4 protein-coding genes are annotated in these 6,518 nt (G+C 62.9%); 2 read left to right on the top strand and 2 right to left on the bottom strand.

Annotation, left to right across the window (positions count from 1 at the left end):
• Positions 1-1,221: 1,221 nt before the first annotated feature.
• Both ACWDMM_RS33715 and ACWDMM_RS33710 read right to left on the bottom strand, forming a co-directional pair.
• Positions 1,222-3,399, bottom strand: a complete 2,178-nt coding sequence (locus ACWDMM_RS33715; protein ID WP_449941578.1) for a putative bifunctional diguanylate cyclase/phosphodiesterase — start codon at positions 3,397-3,399, stop codon at positions 1,222-1,224.
• Positions 3,396-4,229, bottom strand: a complete 834-nt coding sequence (locus ACWDMM_RS33710; protein WP_449941575.1) for a hypothetical protein — start codon at positions 4,227-4,229, stop codon at positions 3,396-3,398. The genes ACWDMM_RS33715 and ACWDMM_RS33710 overlap by 4 nt, the downstream gene beginning before the upstream one ends.
• Positions 4,230-4,437: 208 nt before the next feature.
• Here ACWDMM_RS33710 and ACWDMM_RS33705 point away from each other — a divergent pair, with 208 nt between their 5' ends.
• Both ACWDMM_RS33705 and ACWDMM_RS33700 read left to right on the top strand, forming a co-directional pair.
• Entirely contained in the window at positions 4,438-4,647 is a 210-nt protein-coding gene (locus ACWDMM_RS33705) for a hypothetical protein (RefSeq protein ID WP_449941572.1), read from the top strand.
• Between the two features lie 573 nt (positions 4,648-5,220).
• Complete coding sequence (locus ACWDMM_RS33700; protein WP_449941569.1) at positions 5,221-5,787, top strand: hypothetical protein; 567 nt, start codon at positions 5,221-5,223, stop codon at positions 5,785-5,787.
• The last annotated feature ends 731 nt before the right edge of the window (positions 5,788-6,518 follow it).

The following is a 6,518-nucleotide window of genomic DNA, read 5'->3' as shown; positions in this document are numbered from 1 at the left end:
CGGTCCTCCCTGGCTCGGATATCAGCCAGGGTCACCGACCAGGTGGTCCATTTTGAGTTGCCGCGCAGTGATCAGTTTTCACGTTCCGCCGACAGCTGACGAATCGTGCTCGTCTTGGTTCGTCAAGCGGAGACCAGCCGAACACCTACTCAACCAGAGTCCGTGGATAAGGCCCGCTCGCGCACTCGGGCAAATCGGAGCTGAGAGACGGCAGTACTTCTCCGCTGGCCCTCAGACGGTTGGCGCGGGTCCTTTTCCGCAGCTTCGAGACAGCTCGGTCTGTACTACACCGCTTGCTCGAGGCTTCCAACGCGACGTCGATCACGCAGTGACCGGGTCGAACAAATACCTGGTGTCGGGAAGACAGCTCGCCCGACACAGGAGCTGCACCGATGCAGCTTTCTGCAATACACAACCAACTGATTGGACGAGAATGTACAAGAAGTACTTCGCAGCCCTGATCATCGGACTCAGCATTGGCGCAGCGGTCGCAGGGCCCGCGGCAGCCGACGGAACACGCCTGCGCAGTCAGGCCAGCTGGTCACGGGAAGACTGCGAAGCGCATCGTCGGGCCGACGGTACTGCGGTCGACCAGAGCAGCAGGTACGCATGCCTTTGGTACAGCAACGAGATCGGCTGGGGTTACGAGGCATACGACCGCGGGCAGCATTACTGATGAGCATTCCCTAACAGCTGTTCAACTGCACGTGCACTCCTCGGCAAACGACGAAGTTCACGATATGTGCACTCCCGCACCGGATCTTGCGCCCCGGCCTGTAATCGCCGTGCGCAAGACCTAGTGACAGGCCGCGAGGCCCTCCCCGGTAACTGCCGCTACACGGCGCGCAACGCCGCAACGGAACGGCCCCGGAGCCCGGCTGAAGTCGAGTTCCGGGGCCGTCCGGCATGCGCTCCTCGCCGTGCGCCGCGAATAAGCTGCGCGCTTCCGGCAGGCGGAAACTTGCTCGCCGGAGTGCGAGACCCGTGCGCGTCTGCGTCGTCCACGGCCTCTCCAGCTTCGCGTTGCCACGATTTGGGCCTCACACCAAGGCGCCCGGCAGTGCCCCTGCCCGGCAGCACGCGGAAGCATCGCCTAGGCACTCTCAGACAGTGGAGGCGGGCCGACCTGCTGCAGTCGGTACCCGTCGACGAAGCAACCACGGAGCTGTTCACCTCAGACGACCGCCGCCGCGCCGGCGGCATGAGCCCTACGGCCAGCGCCTATGACGTTCCTGGTCCAGTGAAACCGGACTCAGGCATCCGCGTCTGCGAGCTTGGGCCATACCAGCAATTAGTAGTCGTCCTGCCACCGGAAATGGCCTCGTGGGATCGCTCAAGGCTGAGTGGAATCTCCCCAGCGGCCAGGTGGGCCTCGACATCCTCAGCAGGGAGGGGGTGTGCGATGAGGAAGCCTTGGGCGCGGTAGCAGCCCAGTTCGAGCAATGTCCGTGCGGCCGCGGCGGTTTCGACTCCTTCTGCGACGACATCGAGTTCGAACGCCTGGCCCAGTCCGATGATGGACTCAACGATGGCGCGATTGTCGGTGCTTTGATTGAGGATTCTGACGAAGCTGCGGTCGATCTTGACGGTGTTCACGCGCAGTGACTTCAGGTGGGACAGGGTGTTGTATCCGGTGCCGAAGTCGTCGATCGCGATCTGCACATGCAGGCGGGTAAGTGCCTCCAGAGTCATCTGGGTGCGGGGCAGGTCCTGAACGGCCACGTTTTCGGTGATCTCGAAGCACACCGAGCTGCCTGGAATGCCGTACCGGAGTAGCGCAGTCTCTACCTTCTCCACGAAGTTCGCGCCGATCAGCTGCATCGGGGAGACGTTGATCCGCAATATCACGTCCGTAGCGAGCCGACGGCGGCGCCAGTCGGCGAACTGGGCGCAGGCTGTACGGATCACCCAATCACCGAGGTCACTTGCAAGGTTGGTCGCTTCTGCGATCCCGACGAACGTGTCCGGTGCCAGCAGGCCGCGGGTGGGGTGCTGCCAGCGCACCAACGCCTCCACGGCGAGCACGCGGCCCGTGCGCAGGTCGACTTCCGGCTGGTAGTACAGGACCAGTGAGTCGTCGGAGACCGCGCTCGGCAGGTTGAGTGCAACATCGTCACGAAGGTCGAACTGCATGAAAATGCTGTCGGTGAAGACAGCGACCCCATTGCCATCCTGAGTCTTTGCTGCGCGTAACGCCTGATCAGCCCGGCGCAGCACGTCTGCGGGGACCTCGCCGGGGATGCCCACGGCCACACCGACGCTGACTCCGCAGCCGATGGATTGCCCATTGACGGTGATTCCCCCGGCCAGTGCTTGCCGGAGCCCGGAGGCGACGAATTCCGCAGTACAGGCGTCCATAGGCTTCGACGGCACGACAACGAACTCGTCACCGCCGAAACGGGCGATCATGTCGCTGCGCTCCAAAGAGTCCTTCAGCCGTCCCGCGATGACACGCAGGACCTTGTCGCCGGCCGTGCGCCCGAGGTGGTTGTTGACTGTATTCAGCCTGTCCACGCCCACGCAGAGTGTTGCCACCGGTCCAGGCCGACCGGGCCGTAGCCGCTGCTCCATGTGCCTCCACAGGGCGTGATGATTGGGCAGACCGGTCAGGTCGTCGTGCATGGTGACGTGCTGCGTTGTGGTTTCGGCGTCGAGTCGTGCCTGCAGCTGTGCCAGAAGTGAGGCGATCACCGTGAGCACACCCAATTGCTGGTCACTCCAGGACCAGGCGCCATGCCTGACGAAACCCAGGAAGCCGACCGACTCACCCCGCGCGATCAGCGGCACGACGGCGGTGGTCACCTTGTGATCGAGGTAGGAGTCGGCGTGGGTGATCGTCGGCTCGGTCACGTTCTCGACCGCATGGAACGGGGAATACGGCTGATCGAAGTACACGACGTTGAGCGGATCCGGATCCGGTGCCGATCGACGCGGCCACTCGGCCACTAGCACGGTCGCACGCCGATCCCGGTCGATGCGCCGCAGGTAACCGAACTCGACATTCAGATGCTCGATCAGCCAGGCGAGGACGCGTTCCGTCGCAGGCACCATGGTGGCGTGGTCGACAGCCCTAAGTTCCGTGGCGACCTGCGTGATCAGCGAATCGAGTGCCCAGGATGAGACGGGTTGCTCCACAGGATCAGCGGATGCGGACAGTGCTGGGCCTCCCGGTCGCAGCGTCGAACTCCCCCGTCCGGAATTGTCACTCTCCCCCGTCACGAACTCTGTATCAGTGTCTTGGGGGTGCTGGTCGAGCAGCTCGCGGATTCGGGCGATCTGGTGGCGAGGAGCCCGGCGCCGTAACAGCAGAGGCTCCTGTTCCCCGAGCGACGACTGTTCGATCAGGGCTTGGGTATAGGCAGCTAGGCCTGCCGCAGTGGTGAGGTCGTGTTGGTTCATCGCTCGCTCCTCAGAGCTAGACGAGCTTCTTGGCGCACTCGATACAGGCGGCGTTCGATCGCCTTGGGGGTCAGCGCAAGGCTCGGGAAAAGGTGTGCGATCTCGGCGTGGGTGTAGCCCTCGGCGACTGCCCGGACGATGATCTGGTCAGGCGCTGTCAATGTCGCGAGATAGTTCGTGATCATCAACCGATCGGTCGCCGCCGCGATGGGATCGACATGCGGCCGGAACATTCCCCGTCCGCCTGTCTCCAGAAGCTCATTGATGTCGTCGTACTCGACGGGTACGGGCTGATTGGTGCGCCGCCACCGCAGATCTCCCTCGAGAACGCGTGGAAACTCATAGAGGCAGGCGGTGACGAAATAGGTGCGTAGCTGCGCTCCTCGACAGGGGTCCCAGCCCTTTCCCGCGCGCATGGCCTCCCGGAACTTCGTCAGCGCGCCGACCACGGTGTGGGCGATGATCTCCTGCCTGTATTCCCGGTTCACGGTCAACGCCGCCCGCTCGGTGGTGCCGATCTTCAAGCCGATCATCTTTTCGTCGAGCTTGCTGTAGATCTCCCCGCTCCAGATCCACGGATCCAGAACTTGGGTGGCGTACTCGGACAGCGCGATGATCACCGTCTTCCAGACCGGTCCTTGGACGCCCTGCGCGCGAAGCAGCTCGAATAACTTCTCCTCGGCAGCCGCCTGTGCTGCGGAGGCCTGCTCTACCGGTCCGGGAGGCTGACTCGAGGAAGCCCGATCCCCCTCGTGATCACGTTGGTGTTCTTCGGATGGGCCGAGATCACCTTGATGCCGGGGTACAGCCTGTGAGCTCGATGCACCCATATTTCCTCCTCACGCGCACGCCACTCCCCGCTAAAGCACCAGTAGCCACTTCCGGGGCACAGGTCGAGCACCGGATGTCAGGGTTATAGGACGGCACTAACTCCATCCCCCGCGCAGCCGAAAATGCCCGCGCACAACCATGTTGGGGGATCACGCACCGCCAGCCCTAATAGCTCCGGTGAGAAACACAACCGGAAAGGACTTCCTCATGCCGATCGACCAGCGCCCGCGCCGGAACACCTCCAGGTCGGCCACAATGCTCGACCTGGCGGCGCTGACGCTGATCCTCACAGCCGTTGTCGCGATCGTGGCCCTCAGCAACGCCCCCTCCGCGGTACTTGCCACAGCAGGCGCAACAACCGCACTGTGCTACCGAGCCTGGCGCGGCCGTCACACCGATCGCAGCCATTCGCAGTGAAGCTCACCTGCCCAGCTCACAGCGACGCAGTGCCCGCTGGCGTGGTGCCTAGGTGGGGTACCGACGCCGAGCCCGTCCGGCCCGACCGGGAGGGCGCCGCCAGCGGTGGCTGGAGGTTTTGCTCTGGCTGCGCACCGTGGCGAACACCACGACCGCTGGAGTTGGGATCCCGACGCGGTGGTGACATCTGGTATGCCACAGCACCAGGCCGATTTACGATATCCGGCTTAACATCGCCGCATGGCGAACCAGCCGGGGCATGAAGCCACGCCAGTACCGACGCCCTGCGGTTGCTCTGATTTACCGCGGTAAACCAGAGCGTCTGTCTGGACTGCTTACTGCCACTGTCCCGCCGCTCGACCTCCTCGCGCTCTTGCGGTGCGCAGCGGAGAGATCGGGGGGCCACCGCACGGTCCGCCGTGGAGCTTCCGACCACCTGGGCGTATTGATCATCCTGGCGAACGGGCATCCGGCGCTTCGTACAGAGACAGACGAGTACAGCACTACTCGCGCCGCTTCCATTTCTTCGAGCCAGAGTGGAACCCAGGAGCCATTCTGACAAGGAGAGAAACAATGAATTTCGAGGAAGTCATGGCGCAGGCCAGCCAGTTCCACCAGAAGCCGAACGCCCTCTATTTGCAGCAGTTGCTGGTGACGATCACCACCAATCAACGAGGTCAGAGCGGCACACCCGGCTCAGGTGTGAAAAAAGGCATGATCGCCAGCTACGCCCAGGGGGCGCTGCAGTACGTCGAAGGCCCAAGACTCCCCAAACACCTATATACGAAAATGGTGGATCGGCTTGAGACACCACCTAGCGCCAACCTGAGCTACCTTTTCGACAACCGCCAAGGCTATTGGCCCGACGAACCGGATGCCAGCGACACCGCTGAGCAGCCATTCGACTCCCACCAAGCCGATAAGATCGGCTTCTCCATCGCAGGTGATCCCAAGAACCCGAAAGCCACCTTCACCCTGCGATCCTGGGGCAACGCGTCATTCGACGTCGAACTCACCCCGCTCGGCGACATCCTCATCGGCACGGGACCAGCCATCGGCAACGCAGCCGGTACCCAGACAGCCGTCTACACCATCGCCTTCGAGGTCTTCTACCTCCGTCGGCCGCTGCCCTTTCCCTAACCACAGCCAGAATTCGCAGTAGACCGATGGAACAGGAGGAATGAGGCATGCATGTTCGACAAGCAATAGTCCTGGCGACGACAACGATAGCGATAGCAGGCTGCGCCACCTCCGTGCCAGGTCAATTGCCAGACCAGACGACAACAGCCCGACAAGGCCCTGGCGCCGGTGCCTCACCAAGCCCTGGCGCGCCAGGTTGGCCCGCACCGGGGCAGCCAGGGAAAACCGATGCCGGTCGGGCAGCAGGTGCGCCAATAAAGATCCCGGCTTTCACCGAGATGATCAGCAACCCGATCGTGAGAGTCCGGGCAATAGCGGTGCAGAGGATAGCCGACGAATGCGGAGGCTGCGTTAGCGTCGCGATAGCGCAGGGCACCGACACCGGGCTCAGCATTTGCCAGTTCTCCTCTGAGGTCCTCGGTGCCGAGAAAGATCCGACGCCCAACGAACAATCACCGAATGGGTCATTGCTCCTTACGTCGGGCTCGACTCTGACGCTGCTCACCGGAACGCTGCCCCCGCGGAAACTTCCATGCAGCGCAGAAAGCCCCGATTACGAACCACAGACGACACCTGGGGGCGGCTCACCCACCAAATCCGATGCCCCCACCAAATCCGAGGCGCCCAGTGAGCCCACTAAGACCGTGTCTTACGTGGTTGTGATTCGTTCACGTTGTGCCGGAATCCGCTGTGCTGCATGATGTTCGACTCGTGGTCGATGAGTTGTCGAA

The sequence above is a fragment of the Nocardia sp. NPDC003726 genome, assembly GCF_053586955.1.
Note: the sequence above shows the minus strand (reverse complement) of the source record. Positions and strands in the feature narration are given on the sequence as shown.